The 21940-nt window shown below is 64.4% G+C and carries 22 protein-coding genes; 9 read left to right on the top strand and 13 right to left on the bottom strand.

Annotation, left to right across the window (positions count from 1 at the left end; translation table 11 throughout):
- The first annotated feature begins 157 nt into the window (after positions 1 to 157).
- Positions 158 to 502, top strand: coding sequence for a flagellar hook-basal body complex protein FliE (gene fliE, locus JOD97_RS30590; RefSeq protein ID WP_209726584.1), 345 nt, complete (start codon positions 158 to 160; stop codon positions 500 to 502).
- 191 nt (positions 503 to 693) lie between these two features.
- Here the strand turns inward: fliE and JOD97_RS30585 are convergent, their stop codons facing one another.
- Positions 694 to 1326 (bottom strand): cysteine hydrolase family protein, encoded by a 633-nt coding sequence (locus tag JOD97_RS30585; protein WP_209726583.1) that lies wholly within the window; start codon positions 1324 to 1326, stop codon positions 694 to 696.
- A 98-nt stretch (positions 1327 to 1424) separates the two neighbouring features.
- Here JOD97_RS30585 and JOD97_RS30580 point away from each other — a divergent pair, with 98 nt between their 5' ends.
- The gene (locus JOD97_RS30580; protein WP_209726582.1) at positions 1425 to 2387 is read left to right on the top strand and encodes a GlxA family transcriptional regulator; all 963 of its coding nucleotides are present in this window, start codon (positions 1425 to 1427) and stop codon (positions 2385 to 2387) included.
- Here JOD97_RS30580 and JOD97_RS30575 read toward each other — a convergent pair whose 3' ends face one another.
- The 12 genes from JOD97_RS30575 to JOD97_RS30520 all read right to left on the bottom strand — a co-directional run bounded on the left by JOD97_RS30575 (position 2388) and on the right by JOD97_RS30520 (position 15321).
- The gene (locus JOD97_RS30575) at positions 2388 to 3146 is read right to left on the bottom strand and encodes a flagellar brake protein (RefSeq protein ID WP_209726581.1); all 759 of its coding nucleotides are present in this window, start codon (positions 3144 to 3146) and stop codon (positions 2388 to 2390) included. It lies immediately after the preceding gene.
- 11 nt (positions 3147 to 3157) lie between these two features.
- On the bottom strand, positions 3158 to 3490 hold the full coding sequence (locus JOD97_RS30570) for an EscU/YscU/HrcU family type III secretion system export apparatus switch protein (protein WP_209726580.1): 333 nt from the start codon (positions 3488 to 3490) through the stop codon (positions 3158 to 3160).
- Positions 3480 to 4973, bottom strand: a complete 1494-nt coding sequence (locus JOD97_RS30565; RefSeq protein ID WP_209726579.1) for a flagellar hook-length control protein FliK — start codon at positions 4971 to 4973, stop codon at positions 3480 to 3482. The genes JOD97_RS30570 and JOD97_RS30565 overlap by 11 nt, the downstream gene beginning before the upstream one ends.
- A 14-nt stretch (positions 4974 to 4987) precedes the next feature.
- Positions 4988 to 5317 (bottom strand): flagellar protein FliT, encoded by a 330-nt coding sequence (locus tag JOD97_RS30560; RefSeq protein WP_209726578.1) that lies wholly within the window; start codon positions 5315 to 5317, stop codon positions 4988 to 4990.
- 3 nt (positions 5318 to 5320) lie between these two features.
- Positions 5321 to 5755, bottom strand: a complete 435-nt coding sequence (gene fliS, locus JOD97_RS30555) for a flagellar export chaperone FliS (RefSeq protein WP_209726577.1) — start codon at positions 5753 to 5755, stop codon at positions 5321 to 5323.
- 27 nt (positions 5756 to 5782) lie between these two features.
- A complete protein-coding gene (fliD, locus tag JOD97_RS33155; RefSeq protein WP_209726576.1) occupies positions 5783 to 8467 on the bottom strand; it encodes a flagellar filament capping protein FliD in 2685 nt (894 codons plus the stop codon).
- Positions 8468 to 8689: 222 nt separating this feature from the next.
- Entirely contained in the window at positions 8690 to 9076 is a 387-nt protein-coding gene (locus JOD97_RS30545) for a flagellar protein FlaG (protein WP_209726575.1), read from the bottom strand.
- A gap of 96 nt (positions 9077 to 9172) precedes the next feature.
- Positions 9173 to 10738 carry a flagellin gene (locus tag JOD97_RS30540; RefSeq protein ID WP_209726574.1) on the bottom strand — a complete coding sequence of 522 codons (1566 nt, stop codon included), beginning with the start codon at positions 10736 to 10738 and terminating at the stop codon, positions 9173 to 9175.
- A gap of 329 nt (positions 10739 to 11067) precedes the next feature.
- Complete coding sequence (locus JOD97_RS30535; RefSeq protein ID WP_209726573.1) at positions 11068 to 12654, bottom strand: GGDEF domain-containing protein; 1587 nt, start codon at positions 12652 to 12654, stop codon at positions 11068 to 11070.
- Positions 12655 to 12860: 206 nt separating this feature from the next.
- Positions 12861 to 13508 (bottom strand): response regulator transcription factor, encoded by a 648-nt coding sequence (locus tag JOD97_RS30530; protein WP_209726572.1) that lies wholly within the window; start codon positions 13506 to 13508, stop codon positions 12861 to 12863.
- A gap of 39 nt (positions 13509 to 13547) precedes the next feature.
- Entirely contained in the window at positions 13548 to 14726 is a 1179-nt protein-coding gene (locus tag JOD97_RS30525; protein ID WP_209726571.1) for a sensor histidine kinase, read from the bottom strand.
- 25 nt (positions 14727 to 14751) lie between these two features.
- Positions 14752 to 15321, bottom strand: a complete 570-nt coding sequence (locus JOD97_RS30520) for a hypothetical protein (RefSeq protein WP_209726570.1) — start codon at positions 15319 to 15321, stop codon at positions 14752 to 14754.
- Between the two features lie 104 nt (positions 15322 to 15425).
- On the opposite strand from JOD97_RS30520, the gene greB reads away from it, so the two are divergent.
- From greB to JOD97_RS30485, 7 genes are all read left to right on the top strand, one after another.
- Entirely contained in the window at positions 15426 to 15992 is a 567-nt protein-coding gene (gene greB / locus JOD97_RS30515) for a transcription elongation factor GreB (protein WP_209726569.1), read from the top strand.
- 559 nt (positions 15993 to 16551) lie between these two features.
- A complete protein-coding gene (locus JOD97_RS30510) occupies positions 16552 to 17400 on the top strand; it encodes a hypothetical protein (RefSeq protein WP_209726568.1) in 849 nt (282 codons plus the stop codon).
- Positions 17401 to 17572: 172 nt separating this feature from the next.
- A complete protein-coding gene (locus tag JOD97_RS30505) occupies positions 17573 to 18190 on the top strand; it encodes a hypothetical protein (RefSeq protein WP_209726567.1) in 618 nt (205 codons plus the stop codon).
- Between the two features lie 178 nt (positions 18191 to 18368).
- The gene (locus JOD97_RS30500; protein WP_209726566.1) at positions 18369 to 19061 is read left to right on the top strand and encodes an NF038129 family PEP-CTERM protein; all 693 of its coding nucleotides are present in this window, start codon (positions 18369 to 18371) and stop codon (positions 19059 to 19061) included.
- A gap of 160 nt (positions 19062 to 19221) precedes the next feature.
- Positions 19222 to 20103: a hypothetical protein gene (locus tag JOD97_RS30495; RefSeq protein WP_229264847.1), complete on the top strand. Its 882-nt coding sequence runs from the start codon at positions 19222 to 19224 to the stop codon at positions 20101 to 20103.
- A 56-nt stretch (positions 20104 to 20159) separates the two neighbouring features.
- Positions 20160 to 21101 carry a hypothetical protein gene (locus JOD97_RS30490; protein ID WP_229264846.1) on the top strand — a complete coding sequence of 314 codons (942 nt, stop codon included), beginning with the start codon at positions 20160 to 20162 and terminating at the stop codon, positions 21099 to 21101.
- Positions 21102 to 21297: 196 nt separating this feature from the next.
- Positions 21298 to 21903, top strand: a complete 606-nt coding sequence (locus JOD97_RS30485) for a transposase (RefSeq protein ID WP_209726565.1) — start codon at positions 21298 to 21300, stop codon at positions 21901 to 21903.
- Positions 21904 to 21940: the final 37 nt, after the last annotated feature.

The raw sequence follows: 21940 nt of genomic DNA, 5'->3' as shown, positions 1-21940 counted from the left end.
CCGGAATAGAGCGCCCTTTACCGTCTTGCTCGTGCCTGTGGTGTTGCGTCCGGCTTGGTATTCTGGCAGGACTGACAGAGCCGTCCCGTATTGTAACGCCGGGCGCGCGGAGATCGCGGAATTTGTTTCGCGAAAGCAACAGACAAGGGAGTAAGAGATGAGAACAGGTGGCATCGACAGCAGCCAGATCCAGGCCATGATCGCCCAGTTGAAGGCGCACGCGACGCGTCCGAGCCTGACGCCGCCGGTGATCCAGACGGAAGCGCCGGCGGTACCGAAGGCGCAGTTTTCGGACGCGTTGCAAAAGTCGCTGGAGGCGGTCAACGCCAGCCAGGTCAAGGCGGCGGACCTGGGCACCAAGTTCGCGCTGGGCGACGACAGCGTCAGCCTGTCGGACACGATGATCGCGATGCAAAAGGCCAGCATCAACTTCCAGGCCACGATCCAGGTGCGCAACAAGCTGGTGTCGTCGTACCACGAGATCATGAACATGCAGGTCTAACCCCGGGGTCAAGTCTAACATTCATACATGAGCACGGCCGTAGTTGCGGTAGGCGTCCCTGGCGGCGCGTGGCGGATTACGCTGCGCTAATCCGCCCTACGTGGTTTCGTGGTTTCGTGGCTTTTGTTGTTGTTGTAGTTGTTGTTGTTGTTGTTGTTGTTGTTGTTGTTGTTGTTGTTGTTGTTGTTGTGTTACTTTTGTTGGTGTGCGCGGGCGCGCTGGTTCGAGGCGTAGATGTTGTCGCGCTCGATGGCTAGCCCCTCCCGCACCGCTTTCACCCAGTTCGCCGTGCTCGTCACCGCCGCGAAGTTCGAATGGAACACCGTGCTGTAGACCCGGTGGATCTCCTCCGCGCTGGCCTTGCCCGCCGCGTTTTCATAGGGCAGCGAGCCGGTCGCATCCGCCAGAAACTCCACCGTCAGGCCGTCGTGCGCCGCTTGGTAGATCGTTGCCGCGTCGCAGTTGTGCGTCATGTAGCCGGCGATCGTCAGCGTGTCGATTCCATGGTCCTTGAGCCATTGCGCCAGGTCGGTGCCGGCGAACGCGCTGGCGGCCCGCTTGTGGATATGGTGGTCGGCGCTGCGGGCGGCCACTTCCGGATGCAATTGCCACGCGGGCGAGCCGACGGCAAACAGCGGCGAGTCCGCCGGCGCGTCGTGCTGGACCACGATCACCGGGATGCCGGCCGCGCTGGCGCCGTCCATCGCCAGCGTGATATTCGGCAGTGAAGTCGATACCGGCGGGAATTCGATCGGCAGGTTGCCGGTGAAATATTCGTTTTGCACGTCGATGACGAGCAGCGCGCGGCGCGGGGATGCGGACATGATGAACTCCTTGGGGTGGTGGATGATGACGTCCATTGTCGGCCCGTGCGCCATTCGTAACCAGTGGCCCGAAGGCATCGTTGCGATATAATCGGGCCATGAGCGCCGCCGCCAACCCCACCAATATCGCCGTGATCGCCTTCGACGGCATCACGCCGTTCCACCTGTCCGTGCCGTGCCTGGTGTTCGACGCCGGCCGGGAAGGCGGGGAGGGCGGCTTTGCTGTGCGCGTCTGCGCGGCCGACGGCACGCCGCTGCGCACCTCCGCCGGCTTCGCCATCGCCACCGACTTCGACCTGCGCGCGCTGGACCAGGCCGACATCGTCATCATGCCCTCGTGGCACAACGATTGCCGTCCGGCGCCGCCCGCGCTGCTCGAGGCCCTGCGCGCCGCCCATGCGCGCGGCGCGCGGGTGGTGGGCTTGTGCCTGGGGGCGTTTCCACTGGCCGAGGCCGGCCTGCTGGACGGCCTCGCCGCGACCACCCACTGGCAGTTCGCCGCCGCGCTGGCCGCGCGCTACCCGAAGGTCGATGTCGATTGCGACGTGCTGTATGTCGACGCCGGCCGGGTGCTGACGTCGGCCGGCGTGGCCGCCGGCCTCGATTGCTGCCTGCACCTGCTGCGCGGGCTGCGCGGCGCCGACGCCGCCAACCGGGTCGCCCGGCAATTGGTGATCGCGCCGCACCGCCAGGGCGGGCAGGCGCAGTTCATCGAGCGGCCGTTGCCGGTGTCCGGCAGCGACGGGCGGTTTGCCGGGGTGCTGGAGTGGGTCACGCAACGCCTCGAGCAGGCCCACAGCATCGACGCGCTGGCGGAGCGGGCGGCCATGAGCCGGCGCAACTTCACGCGCCATTTCCGCCAGGCGACGGGCACTTCGTTCAAGCAGTGGTTGCTGGGCCAGCGGCTGGCGCACGCGCAGTGGATGCTGGAAAGCGGCGACGCCTCGGTCGAGGTGGTGGCGCAGCAGGCAGGGTTCGGTTCGGCGTTGTCGTTGCGGCAGCATTTCCGCACCGTGTTGCAGACCTCGCCGTCGGCGTACCGGGCGTCGTACCGCCGCTGATCAGGCCAGGCCGGCGATGCGGGCGTTGCGTTCGCGCTCGAGCCTGGTGATGTAGCGCTGCACGTAGGCCAGCATGCCGCGCGGGATGTTGACGAACTCGCAGCCGAGGCGGCGGTTGGTCTTGTTGTTGAGCAGGGTCAGGTCGAGCGAGTTGCGCACTTGCAGCGCGGTGGTGACCTGGCCGATCTCCGGCAGGTCGATGCGGCAGTTCAGGTATTCCTTGCCGATGGCGTCGCCCAGCAGCATCTTGTTGTCCAGGATGGCGATGCCGCCGCAGCTGATGTCGGCCAGCGGGAAGGTGGTGACGCCGCCCAGCTGCTCCGGCAGCGCGATCACCACCCGCACCGGATTGGTCACCGGCGTGGCGATGCGGTAGAACTCGCGCCGCTGCAGGCGGATCAGGGTCGGCGGCACCGTCATCTTGAAGGCCGGCGTGCCTTCGAACACGGTCGGTTCGACGCGCTCGGCGGCGAACAGGATGCGCACCTTGTCGAGCGTGGTCTCGAACGACAGCCCGCGCGCGGCCAGGATGCGCTGGTTTTGCTCCGGGTCGATCGAGCTGTCGAGCACGACCGTGTCGAGCTGGTCGTCGACGTCGAGGATGGAGGTGACGCAGACGTCCGCTTCGCCGTGGATCAGCATGCGGATCAGCTGGTTCTTATCACCGATGCCGCGCAGCAGGGCGACGATCTCCTTGCGCGACTCGATTTCAAAATCGTGCCAGTTTTCCAATTCGACATCCTGAAAGTGTGGATACATCGTGGCCGGCGTCAAATCTCGGTGAGTGGGAGGCTGGTGTCCGGGGCCTCGGGCAGGGGCAAACCGGACTTTTGCGCTGATTCAATATGATATAGCCAGGCCAATAGTTCCGCAATCGTACGATACAGCGTGGGTGGAATTTGTTGATCTAAATCCACATCCATGAGCAAAGACACAAGTTCCTTGGACTCGTGGATGAACACGCCGGCCTCCTTGGCCACGCCGATGATCTGCTCGGCCACCAGCCCGCGGCCCTTGGCCACGACCTTGGGCGCCGGCGCGCCGTCCTGGTAGGCCAGCGCCACCGCCTGCTGCAGCGGCCGGCGCGGGGTGTCATCGGCCATCGCCGCCTCCGGCGTCGTCGCGCGTGATCAGCAGCGACGACAGCGGCGCCCCGGCCGCCTCCATCGCCCGCTCCAGCCCGCCCGCGTGGGCGCGCAAGGTGTCGGCGGCGCCGTCGCTGCCGGCCTGCACCTGGATGTGGACCTGGCCGCCGACCAGCGTCACCGACGCCGACACCTCGCCCAGCAGCGGAAAGCGGAAGCGCACGCCGCTGCGCCAGATCTGTTCCGGGGTGTCGTCGCCGGCGCCGCCGCCGTCCTGCTTGCGGCCTTCGCGCTGTTCGCGGCGCACCTCCCACTGCATCGCCTGGCCCGGCCAGGCCTCGCCCTGCCACTGGACGCGGCCCTGCTCGTGGGTGTGCAATTGCTGGTTGATCATCTGGGCGGCCGTCAGATCGGGGCCGCCGGCGGCCGCGCGCGCGGCGTTCTCGCCCGCTTGCGCCATGCGCTGCATCTGCGGCTCGCGCATCAGCTCGGGCAGCGTGCGCTCGCCCTTGACCCATTCGGTGACGTGGGATTCATAGAACAAGCCGCTCTTGGAGATGGTGTCCTGCAGCTTTTGCGCCAGCTCGTCGGTGGCTGGCAGGCTGTTGCCGAACAGTGCGGTCTTGCCGATCAGCGCCAGTTGCGCGGCCGGGCCGCCCGGCGCGGCGGTCAGCACGCTGGTCAACACGCGGGCGGTGCTGCTCAGCGTCGATTGCGGCGTGGTGTGGTCGAGCGCCGGCAGTTCGCTGGCCGGCGTCAGCGGCGCCTTGCCCAGCAGCGTGGCGGCCAGGCTTTGCGGCTTGACCGCGTCCGCCGGAACGGCGGTGCCGGCCGCCTGGGCCGCCGCCGGTTGAGCGGCGGCACCGGCCGCCGATGGCGCCGGCCGGCCGCTTTGCGCGGCCTGGGCGGCGTCGGCGGGCTGGCCCTGGATGGCGGCTGGATTGGCCGGGTCCGCGCCGGGCCTGGCCACGGCCGGTTGCGCGCCCGGCTGCGCGGCGCCCGGACGGACCTGGCCGGGAAGGGCACCGGCCTCGGCCTCGGCACCGGCCTGCGCCGGGTCGGCGGGCTGGCCGGGGACGGTGGCGGCCGGCGCGCGGCCCGGCTGGGCGGACGCTTGCTGCGACGGCAGCGTCGGCGGCGAATACAGCGCCTCGCCATCGGCGGCGGCGCTTTCGGAATAGACCAGGGTGGTGCTGGCGCCGGGGGTGCCGGTGCCGAGCTGGAAAGTCGGCCGCGGCGAGGCGGTCAACACGGTCAGCGGCACCTGGTCGCCGACGTTGACGCCGGGCGGCAACATCATCCGCACCGCGTTGTCGGCCACCTTGACGAGCGAGCTGCCGTCGTTGAAGCGGGACATGACCTCGGCCGTCACCGACTTGCCGACCATGCCCTGCAGCACGCGCTGGAGCGCGGCCTGGCGTTCGTCGCCGACGGCGGCGCCGGCGCCGATGCCATCGGCCGGCCGCACCGGCATGACGGCGGCGTCAAAGCGCGGCAGCATGACGCCGGCCCGCTTTAAACGCTGCCGTAGGCGTTAACCACGCGCCGTTCCGTGCCGGTCGAGTTGATCAGTTTGGACAGCTGTTCCATCCACGGCATCGTCAGGTCGCGGATCCGGCGGTCGGCGTTGAGCATCTGGCGTATCAGTTCGATCTTGCGTTCGCGCTCGGCGCCGCGCATCGGCTGCGGCGGCTCCTGCTCGCGCAGCGATTGCACGTGCACGGCCACGCGCTCCTCGAGCAGCACCAGCATGTCCCAGTCGCTGCGGGTGGCGGCCTGCACCATCTGTTCGGTCAGGGCGGCCATGGCGGCGTACACGGATAAAATTTCTTGGCTCGTCATCATGGATCAGGCGCTCGCGAGGTTGGGTTGTTTGATGCCGGTCACGGCGGGGGTGTCGGCGATGGCGTTCCAGGCGTCGCGCAACTCGATGAGCAGGCGCTGCACTTCCTCGACGATGGCCGGGTCGTTGTTGATGTTGGCCGTCAGCAAGCGGCCGCTCATGTATTCGTACAGCGCGTCGAGGCCCTCGGCGATCTCGCCGCCGGCCTTTTTGTCGAGCGCGGCGCGCAGGCCGCTGTCGATGATCATGATGGCCTTCGACAGCGACTTGCCCTTCTCGGCGATGTTGCCGCTGCGGATGCCGCCCAGCGCAGCGTTCAGCGCCACCAGCGCGCCGTCGAACAGCATGACGATCAGCTTGTGGGGGCTGGCGGCCACAACGCCTGTTTCCATGCCGACCTTGGCATAGGCATGCACGCCAGTTTGTCGAGATCCGAACATATTCTGTCTCCTGTGAATGGGGTCGCGTTAGGACTTGGCCAGGGCCGCTAATTGTTGCGTCAAAAATGAGGTCGTCGTGTTCATGCTGGCGATCAAGGTGTCGAGCGATGAATACTGCTTGCGGTAGCGCGCCTCGATGTCGACCAGACGGGCGCTGAAGGCGTCGCGCTGCTTGGTGATGTCGGCCACGCTCTTGTTCAGGCCGGTGGTGCGGCTGGTCAGCGCGCCTTGGGAACCGAGATAACCGGCCGCCAGGTTGTTGAGCTGGTAGGCGTAACCTTGGGAAAAACCGAAGGTGCCGCGCGAGCCGATGGTGTCGCCGGCCACCGTCAGCTTCAAGCCGTCGACCGGCGCGCCGGGAGCGCCGGTCAGCGTCTGGCCGTCGCCGGTGGCCGTGTAGCCGCCGATGGTGCCGGCCACGTCGACGCCAGCGACGGAGGCGGCGCCGCCAAACACGGTCGAGACCGGGCTGCCGTTGGCGCTCGAGACGGTGATGTTCGACTTCGATCCGTAACGGGTCGATTCCAGTTTGAGCGTGCCGTCATCGCCGACCGTGGCCGCGACGGTGGCGCCGGCCGTGGCGAAGGCGCTCACGCCGTTGATCGACGACTGCAGCATGGTGGCCAACTGGCTTGGATTGTAGGTGCCGGCGGGAATCGTCACCGTTTGCGTGTTGGTCAGATTGGCCGGCACGGTGTCGTTGAGCGTGATGGTCCAGGTGGTGTCGGCGTCGATGGTGGTCTCTGCCGGCAACGCGGTGGCGCCCTTGAGCACACCCTTGGTGGCAAGCTGGGTGATATTCAGTGCGAAGTCGCCCGCCTGCGTCTTCGCACTGGAACTGACGAATTTGACATCGGGATCGTTGCTGCGGCCGACGGCGGCGAACAGGCCCGCGATGTCGTTGTAGTTGCTGTCGATGGCCTTCTGCAATTTTGTACTGTCGAGCGTGAGCGTGCCGTCTTTCTGGAACGAGATGCCGATCTGCGACAGATTGGTCAAGCTGGTGTCTTGCAGGCCTGTGATCGAGCTCGACATTTGGCGCCGGATCGACGCCTGCAGATTGCGCAGCGTCGTGTCGCCCAGCAGCGGGCCGCCAGTCTTGGTGTCGGCGTTGTAGCCGCCCAGCGTAGTCATTTGCGTGGTGAGATCGTTGTACGCCTTGACGAAGCCATTGACCGCGCTGTTCAGCGAGGCGGTGTCTTTGGACACGGTCAGCGTCGAGCTGCCGACCTTGAGCGCGCTAATGGTCACGCCCGTGATCGCCCCGGAGATGCCGGCGCTGGAACTGGTGACGTCGATACCGTTGACGGTGGCTTTGGTGTTCGAGGCGGCCGTCTTCTGGCTCAGGTTTTGCGTGCCGGCCGGATCGTAGCCGAGCAGGCTGACCAAGGCCGGATCGGCCGGGTCGGCGCCCGCGCCGGCCAGCGAGATCTTCATGGTCGAGTTCTGGCCGGTGGCGGTGGAGGTCAGGATCAGGCGGTTCGGGGTGGCATTGGTGCCGGTCGAGCCGTCCGAGACGATGCTGGCGGTGACGCCGAAATTGCCCTTGTTGATGGCATCCATGATGCCTTGCAGCGAATTGTTGGAGCTGTCGATGACGATGTTGCCGCTGGTGCGCTCGGAGTCGGCCGCGTACGTCGCGCCCAGATAGGCGCCGCCGATGCCCGCGGCCAGGCCGGCACCGGCCGGGTTGGAGCCGCCGACGTTGATCGGGCTGCCGTCGGCCGAGATCAGCGAGATCGCGCCTACCGCCGTGGTGCTCGAGCCGATGTTGGCCGCGCCGCTGTTGCCGATGCCGCCCGTGACCGTGCCGGAGACGGCCTCGGCGATGGCGATGTTGCTGCCGTCGGCGTTGGTAAATTGCAGGGTGCCGTCGGCGGCGCTGCCGGTGTAGGTAATGTTGGCGTCGGCCAGCGCGCGCGCGGTGGCCGTGTTGCCGGTCAGCGCGGCATCGATCGAGGCGGCGCTCACGCCGCTGCCGGCGGCCACGCCGTCCCCCTGCGCGGCGATCTGCACCCCGCCCACCGACAGCGAATAGGTGCCGCCGCCGCTGGTGTCGACATTGCCGAAGCTGGAGGCGCCAGCGGCGCCGAACAGGGTGGCGCTGGTGACGGTGGCCGAGGCCTTGGCCGACACGCCGGTGGTGGTGCTCTTGGCGTTGATGGCGTCGGCCAACAGGCGCGCGCTGCGGGTGGTGCCGTCGGTGGCGATGGCGGTGTTGTTGATGCTCAGCGCGCCCGGCGTCAGGCCGCCGGTGGTGAGGCTGGCGCCAAGCGCGCTGCCGGTGATGCCGAAGCTGCCGCCGCTGACGGTGCCGAGCGAGAAATTGATGGTGGTTTTGGCGCCCAGGCCGATCGCGGCCGTGGTCGATTTGTAGCCGCCCGAAGCCAGGGTTTGCGGCTGCGCTATCTGGGTGACATTGACGCGGTAGCTGCCCGGTTTGGCCGTGCCGTCGGCGGTGGCGGTGAAGATCGAGCTGTCGCCGGGCAATGAGCTCATGGTCTGGAAGCCGCTCAGGGATGTCAGGCTGGACAGCGCGGACTGGAACGAGCCGAGCGCGCCCGACAGGTTGCCGAACGCCGACACCTGCGCCAGATAGCTGGCCGACTTCTTGTCGAATTGCGCCAGCGGCGTCGACTCGGCCACCATCAGCTTGCTGACGATATCGTTGACGTTCAGGCCTGAACCGATGCCGGGTGATGAGATGCCCACGTTGCACTCCTAAGTAAAGCAATAATATAAGACAATATCGGCAGAATCAAACCGGACTTGAGAGGGGAGATTACCGGCCTGTTCGGGCAAAGCGGAAAAACCGGCGGCAGCGCTGTGTGGGGCGGGCGCCGCCGCAGCGAACGCGGTCGGCTATGCGGGGCATCGCCTGGGAAAAGCATGCCTGAAAAGAAGAAAAAGCGGCGCGCGCTGGGCGCGGCCGCTTCATGCGGTTTGCTGGATCAGCAAGCCGGCCGTGCTCGATTTCGACTCCAGCGCCTTGGCGATTTCCAGCGCCTCCGGGGTTGGAATCTGGCGCAGCACTTCCTTGGTGGTCTGGTCGATCACCTTGACGACGGTGCGCTTGCTGTCATTGTCGATCGAAAACTCCAGCCCCTGCGACTTGTCTTGCGAGGCCTTATTCAACTGCGACACGGCCTCCTTGAGTTGCTCGGAGGTTGGCACGCTGGCCGGACCCTTGACGGCGGCTGCCGTTTCGACGGCGGTGGCCGGCGCGCGGGGAGCGCCCAGTGCCGCCGCCGCATCGCCGCCGACGGGCGTCCGATCCGCCGGGCGGGCCGGGCTGGCGGAGCCTATGGTATCGATAGTCATGATGCTTTCCTTTACGAAAAATCCCCGGCTGATGAAAATCAGCCGGGGAACCTAGTCAGAGTGCGGCGCTCAAGTGCGCCGGCTCATCCCCGGATCTTAACCACGCAGCAGCGACAGCACGCCGTTCGGCAGCGAGTTGGCTTGCGCCAGCATCGCGGTACCGGCTTGTTGCAGGATCTGGCCGCGGGTCAGGTTGGCCGTCTCCGCCGCGAAGTCGGTATCTTGGATGCGGCTGCGCGAAGCGGACAGGTTTTCCGTCGTCGTGTTCAGGTTGTCGATGGTCGACTTGAACCGGTTTTGGATCGCACCCAGGTCGGCGCGGTTGCTGTTGATCTGGTTCAGCGCCGCGTCGATGGTCTTCAGCGCCTTGTTCGAGCCTTCGACGGTGCTGACGTCGAGTTTGGCGATCGATTGCAGCGAGCTGCCTTCGGAGCCGCTGGCCATCAGCGTGTTGGCGCCGTCGTCGCTGGCGATCGAGAAGCCGGCGTCCGACGAGTAATCGACGTGGCCGCCGACCAAGGTGACCGAATTTTGGGCCAAGGCGATGCCTGGGTCCGGAACCGCCGGGGTGTTGCCGACGGCCGGCGTCAGGTCGGCGCCACGCAGCGTCGCGCCGGTCAGGCCGGTGCTGGCGGTGGTGCTCTTGATCTGGATGTCGTCGCCGGTGGAGTTGTTAAGCTGCAACTCTTTGGTGCCGGTGGCGGTCAGTTTGATCGAGGCGGTGATGCCGGTGGTGCCGGTCTGGGCGTTGACGGCCTGGGCCAGCGAAGACAAGTCGCCGCCGACCACTTTGGCCGAAATCGTCACTGGCTGCGAGTTGACGTTGTTCGGGATCGAGTTGGCGCCGCGCAAGGTGAACTCGACCGCGCCGTCGACGATGCCGCTGAGGGTGGCCTGGGTCGCGGCGGTGGCGGTCACGCCGCTTTTTCCGCTCAAGCCGTTGACGCTGGCGGCGATGGCTTTGGCGCTATCGCCGGCCTTGACCGTCACGTCGGTTTGCGTGCCTGCACGCGAGCTGATCGTCAGCTTTTGCGCGGCCACGCCGTTTTGCGGGTAGGTCGGCGGCGTGGTGGTGATGTCTTCCGTCTGCGTGCCGGCGGTACGCGCTTGCGAGATCGAACCAGTGGCGTTGGCCGACGACGTGGTGTTGTTGCCGAGGTCGGTCGCCTTGGCCGACTGCACGCCAACGTTGATGGTTTGGTTGGCGTTGGCGCCGACCTGGAACTGGGCGGCGGTCAGCGAACCGTCCAGCACGTTTTGGCCGTTGAACTGGGTGGTGTTGGCGACGCGGTCCAGTTCTTGCGACAGGGCCGACACCTCGTTCTGGATCGATTTACGGTCCGAATCGGAGTTGGTGCCGTTGGCGGACTGGACTGCCAGTTCGCGCACACGTTGCAGCAGATCGCCAGCGGTGCTCAAGCCACCCTCGGCCGTTTGAGCCAGCGAGATACCGTCGTTGGCGTTGCGCGCAGCCTGTTGGTTACCGCGAATCTGCGACGTGAAGCGCTCGGAAATGGCCAGGCCGGCCGCGTCGTCCTTGGCGCTGTTGATGCGCAGACCGGACGACAGACGCTGCAGCGATGTCGACAGGGAAGCTTGCGAGGTGGTCAGGTTACGTTGCGAATTCAGCGAGGAAATATTGCTATTGATGACTTGTGCCATGATGATTCTCCAGATTACTTCGATTTGGGCTAGATGCTCATTTCACTTTGGTCTGCCTCCACGTTCCGAGACAATCAAACCGCTGTTGTAATGGGTAACGGTTGCCCAGTGGGAAAATTTAGGGTGGAAAACAGCGGGAAATTTGTGTTTTCCACCCTCAAGTTCGTCCCATGTGCCCGCTTAAACGACCGCGAATCGGGAATCTTTAGGGCCAAAATAATTATTTTTCAGCCTGTTTCAGGCGAAAAAAAAGCCCGGCGCAGGCCGGGCTGGGGGAAGATCGACGGGCGGCGGCGCCCGTTTGTGGTCGGTTCGACCACGTTCGGCCGCTATTCGGCGATCACCACCCGGTTCTTGCCGGTCTGCTTGGCAGTGTACATCGCCTTGTCGGCGCGCTTGACCAGTTCGGTCTGCTCCTCGTTGGGGCGGCGCAACGCCACCCCGGCCGAGAACGTGATCAACACCTTCTCGTTATCGTGCAGGAAGAAGTGCTTGGTCAGCTCGCGCTGCAGCCGCGTCATCGTCGTCGCGGCCGCCTCGACCGAGGTCTCCGGCATCAGGATCAGGAATTCCTCGCCGCCGAAGCGGGCGATCACGTCCATCGAGCGCAAGGTGTCCTTGACGATCTTGACCAGGTGCTTCAAGGCGGCGTCGCCGGCGATGTGGCCGTAGGTGTCGTTGAGCTTTTTGAAATCGTCCAGGTCGAGGATGGCGATGCACAGCGGCGTGCCGCGGCGGTCGGCGCGCGCGGTCTCGCGCTCGAACACGTCGTCCAGGCCCCGGCGGTTGAGGCTGCCGGTCAGCTGGTCTTCACGCACCAGCTCGCTCAAATGCTGCAGCTTGGCCTCGAGCGCGTGGATGCGCGTCTCGGCGTCCTGCACCTCCTGGCGCGCCAGCACCATCTTGTCGCGCGCCTTGAGCGCCTCGCTCTGCACCAGCCGGGTTTCCTTGAGCACCTCGTCGAGGATGCTGTTGAGCTCGGAGATATTGTCGGCCTTGCTGATCTTTTCCGAATAGCCGCCGATCTTCTCGTGGAAGTCGCCGGTCGAGGCGGCGACCTGGCCGAGGCGGTCGATGAAGGTCATCATCATGTTCTTGACGGTGAGCTTGACGTCCGACAGGCTGTGCTTGAGCTGGCCCTGCTTGTAAATGACTTCCTTCAGGCTGCGCGTGGCTTCCTCCAGCGCGCGCACGTCGAGCGGACCGGCGATCAGGTTTTGCACCGATTCGATCTGGCCGCGCAGCCAGCTGTCGTCGTCGAGCAGCTCGCTGACGTTCTCGAGCAGCAGCTTGAACAGGCGCAGCAGCAACTCCTGCTGCTCGCCGCTGTCGCCGCCGCGCAGCTCGATCTGGAAGCACAGTTGCTTCAGCCGCAGGCCGATCTCGGCCAGCGCCTCCTCGCTGTGGGCCAGCTTGGTGGCCGCGCCCAGCGATTCGGCCTCGGCCACGAGCACCGGCGCGCCGCTCAGCAGCGAGGCCACGGCGAAGGTCAGCGTGCGGCTCAGCAGATCGCGCAGCACGCGGCTTTGCTCGTCGTCCGCGCCGGCGCCGGCCACCTCGATGCCTTTTTTGGCGACGAAATGGCGCTCGACCAGTTGCGACAACGTCCTGGCGTAGCCCTCCCAGTCGCGCGTCTTGACGGCGCGGTTGAAGCGGCGGCCGAACTCGGCCAGGTCGCCGGTGTTTTCGGTCAGGCGCGTGGCGAACTGGCTCAGCACCGACTCCGGACCGGGATCGACGCTGCCGACCGGCGCGGCCGTGGCGGGCGCGGCGGCCGGTTCGGTGATGCCGGCGATCTCGTTATAGATATCCCGGTACGCTTCCGGCGTCGGCGCGATGCGCCGCACGGCCAGGCGCTTGAACGCTTCGCGGGCGATCTCGGCCGGATTCTGCTCGGGAGTGGATGGTTTGGACATAAATGACACGCGGCCTTTTAAAAGGTTTTCTGATTACCACCATGATAACGCCGTGTCCTGAAAAGCAATGGCCGGAGTAGGGGGCGGATCGTGCCTTTCATCTTGGCATTAAATATGTGCAATCCGTCAACCATGCCGGGCGTGCGCGGCCCGTGGTTCAGTGTATTCCCCTATCTTACCCGCGTCGCCGGACGCGCCGTGTCCGATTACTCGATCAGTTGGTTTTTGATCGCGTAGTGCGTCAGTTCGGCGCTGTTTTTCAGTTTCATCTTGACCAGCAGGCGGGCCCGGTATTCGCTCACCGTCTTGACCGACAGCGACAGCTCCTTGGCGATCATGCCCACCGTCTTGCCGGAGGCGATCATGGTCAGGGTCTGGTACTCGCGGTCGGACAAGGTGTCGTGGGGCGGCGCCTCGTGGTCCTCGCCGACGTGGTTGGCCAGCTCCTGCGCCAGCGCCGCGCTGATGTACTTGAGGCCGCCGGCCACCTGGCGGATCGCCGTCACCAGCTCGCGCGGCGCGCTCTGCTTGGTCAGATAGCCCGAGGCGCCGGCCTTGAGCGAGCGGATCGCGTACTGGTCCTCGCGGTGCATCGACAGCATCAGCACCGCCAGCTCCGGCTTTTCCTTCTTGATCTGCTTGAGCACCTCGATGCCGCTGCGGTCCGGCATCGAAATGTCGAGCAGCATGACCTGGCAGTCGGACTTGCGGAACAGCTTGACGGCGTCGAGGCCGTTCTCGGCCTCGCCGGCCACCACGATGTCGCGCGTTTCGGCCAGGATTTGCTTCAAGCCCTCGCGCACGATCGCGTGGTCGTCGGCGATGAAGACCTTGATGATGGCTTTTTCGGTCATTATTATTTTCTCTACTCTTTCTGGATACCCGCTATGACATTATTTCATAGTGGTAATATTTTCTCCAGCTATTGTAGTCCCGGCCGCCGCCGCGATGAGCGTTTCGCGCGCGCTATCTTGCTTAATCTTGATGGCGACGACGGTGCCGCCGCCGGCGGCGTGGCTCAGCGTCAACGTTCCCCCCAGCGCGCGCGCCCGTTCGGCCATGCCGCGCAGGCCGAACGAGGCGGGCTTGGCGCGGTCGGCCTGGCGGATGCCGCGGCCGTTGTCGGCGATCTTGAGCGACACGTGGTGGCGCAGCCGCGCCAGTTTGACGGTCACCCGCGTGGCCTCGGCGTGCTTGGCGATGTTGGTCAGCGCCTCCTGGGCGATGCGGAACAGCGCCGTGGCCTGGTCGTTGTCGAGCGCGATGTCGCGCTGGTTGGCGGAAAAGGTGCTCGCCACGCCGGCCTGCTTCTCGAACTCCTTGACCTGCCACTCGAGCGCCGCCACCAGGCCCAGGTCCAGCAGCGCCGGGCGCAGGTCGAGCGAGATGCGGTGCACGGCGTCGATGGTGCGGTCGACCAGGGCGTCGACGTAATCGGTTTTTTCGCGCAGCGCCGGGTCGGCGTCGTCGAGGCGGGCGGCCAGCATGGCCAGCGCCATCTTGATCGCGGTCAGGTTGCCGCCCAGTTCATCGTGGATTTCGCGGGCGATGCGGGTGCGCTCCTGCTCCTTGACGCGGTCGGTGTGGGCGCTCAGCTCGGCCAGGCGGGCGCGCGACTGGCGCACCTCCATCTGTTCCAGCTTGCTCTCGGTGATGTTGGTCATCATGCCGTCCCAGCGCACGCCGCCGCCGGGCAGCGCGTGCGGCGTGGCGCGCAGGTTGATCCATTTGACGTCCTTCCAGGCGTCGACCCAGATGCGGCCCTCCCAGTTCCAGCTCCACAGCGCCGCCGCCGACGCCTGCATGGCGTCGCGGTAGGCGCGGCGGTCGTCGGGCAGGATCAGGTCGAGGAAGCGCCCCGGCGCGGCGTGCAGCTCGGGCGCCGTCACGCCCAGCAGCGCCAGGCAGCCGTCGCTCAGGTAGGGGAAGGACACGGCGCCGTCGGCGTGCAGCACGAACTGGTAGACCAGGCCGGGCGTGTTGGAGACGATGGCGTCGAAGCGCTCGCGCAGCTCGGCCAGCTCGGCGGCGATGGCCGCGCGGTCGTCGCGGGGGGCGGAGGGGGAGTTCATGGTGTGATCGGTGGACATGCGGTGATTATGCGCGCCAACGCGCGCGGAAACGTTTCAACAGGCGGCGGAAGCGCGCCCGCCAGCTGCCCGGCGCCGGCATCGGCAGCGCCCGCCGCCAGTCGCGCAGACGGGCCGCCAGCGCGCTGACCTCGCGCCAGGCGGCGGTGGCGCGCAGGGCGGCGATCCAGCGCTCCTTCAAGGCCATGAACCAGTGCAGCAGCCGGGCGAACCACAGGATGGTCAGCAGCACCGGCCGCGTCAGCAGGTACAGCCGCGCCACGGCCGCCGCCCCGACCATCTTGGCGACGACGATGACGAGCAGGCCGGTGAGCGCGTGGCCGTTGCCCATCGCCCACAGGGCCAGCAGTTTGACGGGAAACAGCAGCACCGCCGGCAGCGCGAACAGCACCAGCGCCGCGTACGGCCCCAGGCGGCAGATCCAGGCCTCGAGCCGGTGCAGCGGCGGCCACTGGGCGAGCCGCGCCATCAGGCGCGCGCCGAGCGTCCACAGCCAGTCTTCCAGCAGCAGCAACACGGCCGCGAGGTAGACCAGCGGCGCGAACAGCCTGCGCGCGTATCGTCGGAAAGGTTTCATCGTTTGGTATGTTGTTCCTCTGACAGCATGATACGTGAAGCCTCGCCGGCGCGGGGGAAAAGGCGGCTGCCGTGCAGCGTGGCCGAGGCGTTACAATAGGCCGCATGAATAAAGCATTTGTCAAAGAATCGGACGGCGACGACGACGAGGAAGCGGCCGCGCTGGCGCTGGCGATCCCGGCCGGGTCGAAGAACTACATCACGCCGGCCGGCTACCAGCGCATCAAGGACGAGCTGCTGCAGCTGATCGACGTCGACCGGCCGGAGGTGGTGCGCATCGTGCACTGGGCGGCGTCGAACGGCGACCGTTCCGAGAATGGCGACTATATATATGGCAAGCGGCGCCTGCGCGAGATCGACCGCCGCATCCGTTTCCTCACCAAGCGCATGGATTCGGCTGCCATCGTCGACCCCAGCGTGCATCATGGCAGCGACCAGATCTTCTTTGGCGCCACCGTCACCTATTGCAACCAGAACGACGAGACGCGCACCATCACCATTGTCGGCATCGACGAGCTCGACCCGTTGAACGGCAAGATCAGCTGGGTGGCGCCGGTGGCGCGCGCGCTGACCAAGGCGCGCGAGGGCGATGTCATTACGTTCCAGGCGCCGCACGGGGTGGAGGAGTTGGAAATTCTGGAAGTCAGTTATCCGGCGCCGATCGCGGATTGAGTCAGGCGGTGCGCCGCTGATCTTGCGCCGGATGTTGTAAATTATTCAAAGATGATTATTTCGCATATTATTGCCATATAATAATATTTTCCAAGCGGAATTTAATTTCCATCGAAATAACTCTTTGAAAGTCTTAATAATGCATATCCAAAGTATAGCTGCCGTGGGCCTGCTGGCGGCGAGTGTCTTCGCGACGGGAGCTGTGAGGGCCGCCCCCGATATCTCAATCCAAAGCATTCCGTTCGAAATGTCCACGTATGAGACCTATGCCAACATTAGCGCCGACGGACGCTATGTCTCGTACCAGATTCAGCAGCGGAACTCCACCACGACACTCCCCTCGACTCTGTATGTTCAGGATCTGGTTAGTGGTCAGCGGCTCCAGGCGAATCTAACACTTACTGGCGCTCCCGCACCAAGTAACTCGAATTGCCAGACTCCATCTATGAGCGCCACGGGCCGCTATGTTGTGTTTAATTGTATTGCGTTGGCCATGGGGGGCACGCCCATGGGTGGCCGGGCTTACTACCTATATGACCAGGAGACTAATTCTACGCAGATGATTCCGGATACCGGCGATGACAAGCCAGGTAACCTCGGCACCGGGATCAGCGCCGATGGTCGCTTCGTGGCGTTCCGCACGGCGACTGGGCAGAACATCTCTAAAATCTACGTGCGAGATCTTGTCAACAAGACCACCAGCAGTACTAGCGCCCAAACTGTGCAGGCAAGTAGTTATCGACTATCGATCAGCAGCGATGGCCGGTACATCGCTTACACCGGCCGCGACGCCGGCGGCGCCGCTCTGAAAGTCTCCGTGTATGACCGGGTGACTGGCGTGACGGAAGCTGTGGACGTAAGACCAGATGGCAGTCGGTCAACAGTTAGCACCTCCGAGGTAACGATGAGCGACGACGGTTCAGTTGTCGTGTTTATGTCGACCGACAAGGCTCTGGCGACCACGGCGCCCCTCTCGACATACAGTGGCGTGTACGTGCGCGATCGCAAGGCTGGCAAAACCGAAATGGTCAGCAATATCACCAATTCATCTGTAACCCATGCGGGTGTCAGTGGCAACGGGCGTTATGTTGGCTATGTTCAAGCTGGCTTGATGTATGTCTACGATCGCACGAGCAAGGTCACTCGCAAGGTCGTCGAAACTGGTGTGCAGGCCTATGGTCCGCCGCGCTTCTCCACAGATGGACGCTATGTTGTATTTACCGGCTATAACACGCGTGGATTCCAGTCGGTAACCATCGCCGACTTGGGCGTGGCGCCGGGCGTCGTCTTGTCGACCACTCAGCTGACGCTGACGGAGGGTGGGAATGCGGGTACCTACACCATGGCATTGGCACAAGTGCCAGATGCGGACGTCAAAAATCGAGGCGGGGACCAGTGCGCAGCTTAGTTTGGCGCGTAAGGAGCTAACGTTCACGCCGACTAACTGGAGCACGCCGCAAGTCATCAGCGTCCAAGCTGTAGCCGACGGGGTTACTGAGGGCAAGCAAACCGCAACGATTAGCCATACCGTCGCAAGCGCCGACCCAAGCTACAGCGTGGTGCGACCGGCGGAAGTTAGCGTGACTATTACGGATGGTCTTACTCCGACCATCGTCATCCCTGCTGCGACTTGGACGAAAACGGAGATGCCATTGGCGGGTACCGCAGCGCCTGGCGCCACTGTCTTGTTGACGGCGATGAATCGCAGCACCGGATGGATGTCGTCGGTGAGTACGGTCGCTGACGCGCAGGGCCGATGGACCTATACGATGACCGGCTTTACCGATGGCATAGTCGATTTCGACGCGCAAGCCGAGGGCATCCGTAGTGCCGTGCAGACGGTGACCGTGAAGCTGGCCGTGATCCCGCCGCAGCCGACATTTACCGACGTTACCGGTTACGTCCGCACAACCGCCTATGGCTTGGCCTACAACCGGTCCACCGGCAAGTATGTCGGCAATTTTGTGATCACCAATACGGGCAGCATTAATTTGAACGGACCGCTGCATTTGGTATTGAAGGACTTGACGGCGGGCGTCAGCCTGGCCAACGCCAGCGGGACCTACGAGGGTTCGCCATATATCACCGTCCAGGGTGGACTGGAACCGGATGGCTCGGTGACGATCCCTTTGATTGTCGATAACCCCGCCAAAGTCGGCGTTGGTTACGCGGCGAAGATTTACAGCGGAACTTTCTAAATCCTCCTCGAAGAATGGCCCGGGCCGCACGCGCCTGGGCTGTTCTTGCCGCCCCGCCGGCAGGCGATTAAGGCGGTAAAACTCCCTTAGTTATGCGATTTGGCAATATTGTTAAAATGATAAATTCCATTTGGGATTAAGTATTCCTAATGGAAACCAACTTTTGACAGGACTTATCATGATTAACAATAAATTGTGCGACAAGATTTGCCGCGTCCTCGTAGCGGCGATGCTGACCGCGTATGCCGGCCTGGCCTCGGCCGAGACGTTGCGCGTGGAGATAGACATGAGTTCGTTTGGCAATAACGGCTGGATGGACTTGTTATTCAACCCGTCGGATGCCAACAGCGCGCTGACGACCGCACGCCTGTACGACTTCGTTGGCTTCGACGCTGCCGGCGGCGCCGAGACCGCTGGCGGTGTTTCCGGGTCCCTGGCCACGGGTTATACGCTGGACAATTTGAACAGCGGCTCCGAACTGTTTCACTCGGTCAGTTCGGGCGGCAGGGTCAGGTTTAACGTTGACTTCAACGGCGCGCCGGGGTCCGCGATCAACCGCTCGCTCTCGACGTTCACCGTCGCCATGTATGGCGCGGACAAGACCACCTTGTTGGGCAGTGGCGATTCACTGACGGGCGCTCTGGTTCAACTGTACTGGCAGCCTCCGACCACCAACGCGGCGGGTACCGTGACCACGCGTATCTTCGACAGCGCGGCCACTGTCGGCACGCCGTTGCAGAGTTTGCCCCTGCCTCTGCCGACACCGATCTCGCCGGTCCCGGAGCCGTCCGCCTGGCTGACGCTGGGCATGGGGCTGGGCCTGATCGCTCTGGCGCGCCGCCGCAAGGCTGGCGAGGCTTCAAAGGGCTGAACAAGTTTTGTGTGGGGCCGTCGCCAGCTTTCCCGGCGTCACCTCTTGTCCCAAGGAAGCACCAGGCTGGAAAGCCGTTACAATAGCCAAAATGAACACGGCAATTGTTAAAAAAACGCACCCAAAGGATGAAGACGGGACGCTTTGGATCGCGCGTCGCATGGTTTGGCGTGCGCTGGCGGCGTGGTCATTGCTGGCGCTGTGCGGCTCCCCGCTGCACGCCACCGCGCTCGATTCCTACACGATCGACCACAACTTCAGCCGTCCCGACTACCGCGACCGCTATACCTTGCAGCTGTTGCGGGCGGCGTTGCAGGCCTCCAGCGCCAAATACGGCCCTTACGAGCTCAACATCTCGCCGCTGGCCATGGAGCGCGACCGCCTGATGCTGGAAATGGTCAACGGCGAGCTGGTCAACCTGAGCGCGCAGATCTCCTCGCCGGAATGGGAGCGTAAGCTCATCCCGATCCGCATCCCGATCGACAAGGGCTTGTCCGGCTACCGGATCTCGCTGATCGACGGCCGCCGCCAGGCCCAGTTCAGCGCGCTGACCAATCTGACGCAGTTGAAGGCCTTGTCCTTGGGCGCCGGCCGGCAATGGAGTTCGACCGCCGTGTTCACCCGCGCCGGCTTCGATGTCGTGCCGGGCAATTCGACGCCCGGCCTGCACAGCATGCTTGCGGCGAACCGTTTCGTGCATTTTCCGCGCGGGGTGGAGGAGGCGGTGTTTGAGCTGGAGGCGCACGGGGCGGCGTTTCCGGCACTGGCCATCGAGACCAGCCTGGCCATTTATATGCCGCTGCCGCGCTATTTTTTCGTCGCGCCAGGCCACGAGCGGCTGGCCCGGCGCCTCGAGTACGGCCTGCAATTGTTGATCGCCGATGGCCGCTTCGACCAGATGTTTCACCATGCCTTCGATGACCTGATCGAGAAGGTCGGCTTGCGCAAGCGCCGCCTCTTTAAACTGGACAACCCCTTCCTGTCGCCCCAGACGCCGCTGTCGAACAAGGCGTATTGGTATGATCCGTTTCCTCAGAAGTGAGCTATGCTGCCTGGGTTGGCTCAGCGGTTCGGGGCCGCAAGGAGGAAGCCGCTACAATGGCCAAGATGAACTCGGCAATCGTCCCCAAGTCGCGTCAGGAACGCTCGGCGCCCGCGCGCGCGCGGCGTCTGGTCCGGTGCGCGCTGCTGGCGCTGGCGCTGGTCGGCTGGGCGCAGCCGGCGCGCGCGCTCGATGTCTACCGTGGCGATTTTGTCTTCAACAACCCCGATTACCGGGACCGGTACGCGCTGGCCGTGCTGAAGGCGGCGCTGGAGGCGTCAACCGACAAATACGGCCCCTTCGAGCTGACCATCACGCCATTGATCATGGAGCGGGACCGCCTGATGCAGGAAATGGCCAAGGGCGGCATGGTCAACCTGACCGCGCAGGTCACCACCGAGGAATGGGAGCGCAAGCTGATCCCGATCCGCATTCCCATCGACAAAGGATTTTCAGGCTACCGTATCTTCCTGATCGACGGCCGCCGCCAGGCCCAGTTCAGCGCGGTGGGCGGCTTGCCGCAGTTGCGCGAGCTGGCGCTGGGGTCCGGCCGCCAGTGGAGCTCGACCCCGGTGCTGCTCCATAACGGTTTCAAGGTCGTGACGGGCGTTTCGGTCCACAACCTGCAAGCGATGCTGGCGGCCGAGCGCTTTTTGTTTTTCCCGCGCTCGGTGGAGGAGGCGGTGTTCGAGCGGGAGGCGTACGCCCCGAGCTTCCCGACGCTCGCCATCGAGGACGAGCTGGCGTTGTATATGCCGCTGGCGCGCTATTTCTTTGTCGCGCCGGGCGAGCAGCGGCTGGCCCGGCGGCTCGAATACGGCATGCGGTTGCTGAGCACCGACGGCCGCCTGGACCGGCTGTTTCATCAGTCCTACGATGGGTTGATCGAGAAGGTGGGATTGCGCAAACGGCGCATTTTCAAGTTGGAGAATCCCATGCTGCCGCCGCTGACGCCGCTGTCGAACAAGGCGTATTGGTATGATCCGGTGGCCAAATAAGGCTTATGTCGCCGTGAAACCCGCCAGCTTTTAGCGATACGCATGCTTCACCGCTTAGGGGTCGTACCCCGGTGGGGTACGACGGGGACGCCGAGTCCCCGCACGGCCGTGCGGGTTTAGCGCCGTTTGATAAAAGTCACGTTGGCCCGGCCACCGGACTGATACCTTTGCCGGGTTAAACCTACGGATGACTCACATGCCGCGCCGCCACCGACTCGTCTTGCCCGAGGTGCCATTGCACATCATTCAGCGTGGTCATGATCGGCAGCCATGTTTTCTCGTCGAAGACGACTACCGGAAGTTTCTGAACTGGCTACAACTGCAGTCCCGCGCCAGTCAAGCACGTATCCATGCTTACGTCTTGATGACGAATCACGTACACCTTCTGCTTTCGGTCGTCGATGCCAAATCACTTGCGTGCTTGATGAAATCGACGACACAAAACTATGCGCAGTATTTCAACCATCGCTATCGGCGTTGCGGCGCGGTTTGGCAGGGACGATATAAGAGCTGCGTCGTGCAGACGGAGGATTATTTTTTGACGTGCCAGCGGTACATAGAGCTGAACCCGGTGCGCGCCGGAATGGTGAGATATCCGGGCCATTATCGCTGGTCTAGCTATCGTTGCAATGCAGAGGGAAGGGATGATGGCATTGTGACACCGCACCTGCTGTATCAGCGATTGGGCGTGAGTCCCGCTGCGCGCCGTCTGGCATATCTTCGATTGATCGGAGAGCCGATGGCAGACGACGTTGCGATCGCGCGGATAAGGTCCGCCATCAACGCGGAGCGGACGTTGTAAGGTCAAACCCGCCAGCGCTTAGCGATACGCATGCGTT

This window comes from Duganella sp. 1411 (assembly GCF_017833525.1).
Taxonomy (GTDB): Bacteria; Pseudomonadota; Gammaproteobacteria; order Burkholderiales; family Burkholderiaceae_D; genus Rugamonas.
The sequence above is the reverse complement of the archived record's forward strand: the minus strand, read 5'-3'. Positions and strand labels throughout refer to the sequence as shown.

Bases quoted from the DNA above. Each gene is read 5' to 3' on its own strand.
- JOD97_RS30585 (WP_209726583.1), bottom strand. From the start codon at position 1,326: ATGTCCGCATCCCCGCGCCGCGCGCTGCTCGTCATCGACGTGCAAAAC.
- JOD97_RS30570 (WP_209726580.1), bottom strand. From the start codon at position 3,490: ATGGCCGATGACACCCCGCGCCGGCCGCTGCAGCAGGCGGTGGCGCTG.
- JOD97_RS30580 (WP_209726582.1), top strand. From the start codon at position 1,425: ATGAGCGCCGCCGCCAACCCCACCAATATCGCCGTGATCGCCTTCGAC.
- JOD97_RS30545 (WP_209726575.1), bottom strand. From the start codon at position 9,076: ATGACTATCGATACCATAGGCTCCGCCAGCCCGGCCCGCCCGGCGGAT.
- JOD97_RS30535 (WP_209726573.1), bottom strand. From the start codon at position 12,654: ATGTCCAAACCATCCACTCCCGAGCAGAATCCGGCCGAGATCGCCCGC.
- JOD97_RS30485 (WP_209726565.1), top strand. From the start codon at position 21,298: ATGCCGCGCCGCCACCGACTCGTCTTGCCCGAGGTGCCATTGCACATC.
- JOD97_RS30490 (WP_229264846.1), top strand. From the start codon at position 20,160: ATGGCCAAGATGAACTCGGCAATCGTCCCCAAGTCGCGTCAGGAACGC.
- JOD97_RS30525 (WP_209726571.1), bottom strand. From the start codon at position 14,726: ATGAACTCCCCCTCCGCCCCCCGCGACGACCGCGCGGCCATCGCCGCC.
- fliE (WP_209726584.1), top strand. From the start codon at position 158: ATGAGAACAGGTGGCATCGACAGCAGCCAGATCCAGGCCATGATCGCC.
- JOD97_RS30560 (WP_209726578.1), bottom strand. From the start codon at position 5,317: ATGATGACGAGCCAAGAAATTTTATCCGTGTACGCCGCCATGGCCGCC.
- greB (WP_209726569.1), top strand. From the start codon at position 15,426: ATGAATAAAGCATTTGTCAAAGAATCGGACGGCGACGACGACGAGGAA.
- JOD97_RS30495 (WP_229264847.1), top strand. From the start codon at position 19,222: ATGGTTTGGCGTGCGCTGGCGGCGTGGTCATTGCTGGCGCTGTGCGGC.
- JOD97_RS30530 (WP_209726572.1), bottom strand. From the start codon at position 13,508: ATGACCGAAAAAGCCATCATCAAGGTCTTCATCGCCGACGACCACGCG.
- JOD97_RS30540 (WP_209726574.1), bottom strand. From the start codon at position 10,738: ATGGCACAAGTCATCAATAGCAATATTTCCTCGCTGAATTCGCAACGT.
- JOD97_RS30520 (WP_209726570.1), bottom strand. From the start codon at position 15,321: ATGAAACCTTTCCGACGATACGCGCGCAGGCTGTTCGCGCCGCTGGTC.
- JOD97_RS30500 (WP_209726566.1), top strand. From the start codon at position 18,369: ATGATTAACAATAAATTGTGCGACAAGATTTGCCGCGTCCTCGTAGCG.
- JOD97_RS30565 (WP_209726579.1), bottom strand. From the start codon at position 4,973: ATGCTGCCGCGCTTTGACGCCGCCGTCATGCCGGTGCGGCCGGCCGAT.
- fliS (WP_209726577.1), bottom strand. From the start codon at position 5,755: ATGTTCGGATCTCGACAAACTGGCGTGCATGCCTATGCCAAGGTCGGC.
- JOD97_RS30575 (WP_209726581.1), bottom strand. From the start codon at position 3,146: ATGTATCCACACTTTCAGGATGTCGAATTGGAAAACTGGCACGATTTT.
- JOD97_RS30510 (WP_209726568.1), top strand. From the start codon at position 16,552: ATGATTCCGGATACCGGCGATGACAAGCCAGGTAACCTCGGCACCGGG.